Source organism: Streptomyces sp. MB09-01 (assembly GCF_033794505.1).
Lineage (GTDB): Bacteria > Actinomycetota > Actinomycetes > Streptomycetales > Streptomycetaceae > Streptomyces.
In genome coordinates this window covers 1-790 of record NZ_JARAYQ010000593.1, presented here as the reverse complement: position 1 = coordinate 790, position 790 = coordinate 1, and the positions used below count along the sequence as shown (strand labels likewise).

Sequence of the window (790 nt, the reverse complement as noted above, 5' to 3'; positions counted from 1 at the left end):
GGACGCACCGCCGCCCCCGCACAGACCACCCCGGCCAGCGCCAGGACCAGCGCCAGCGTCCCGGCCCGCCCGGCCGACAGGGCCACCGCAAGGGCGCCGGCCACGGCCGCCGCGATCTCCACGGGCACCCGTACGCCGCCCAGCCGCGGCCCGAGAGCCGCCGCCAGCGCCGGGACCGCGAGCACCGGCAGCGCCCACCAGACCACCGCCAGGTCCGTCACCGCGGCCGCCGCCACCAGCACCGCCGTGGCGTACCCGACGGCGCACACCGCCGCCGCGGCGCGGACCCGGCGCGGAGCGGGCCCGTACGCCGCCCCCGCCGTGCAGGCCGCACCCAGCAGCCCCCACACCGCGAAGCTCGCCACCCGGCCGTCCAGCGCGCCCACGGACACGTTCGCGGCGCCGGCCAGCGCGCACACGGCCGCCGCGATCCCGGCGCCGCGCGCGGCGGAGCGCAGGGCGAACACCCCGGCCGCGCCCGTGACCGCCAGCTGGGCGGCGAACACCGCGGCCGCCGGGAACCCGAGCAGCACCGGAGCCGTGAACAGCCCCGCCCACGCCAGGACCACCGCCACCACCCCGGGCTCCGGCCGCGCCAGCACCCGGGTCAGCCACCAGGCCGCCCCCGCCGCCGTCAGCAGGATCACGACACCCGCCGCACCCGGTGCGTACGGAGCCGGGGCCGGAGCGGTCACCGCCCACACCTCCTCCAGCACCCGCAGCCGGGCCAGCAGCGTCGGAACCACCGCGGCTCCGGCCGACAGCGCCACCAGGGCGGTCACCGCCACCC

At 81.1% G+C, this 790-nt stretch carries 1 pseudogene; it reads right to left on the bottom strand.

Features of this window, described 5'->3' with window-relative positions:
- Positions 1-790: pseudogene (locus PV721_RS43630) on the bottom strand (hypothetical protein); the annotation flags it as partial.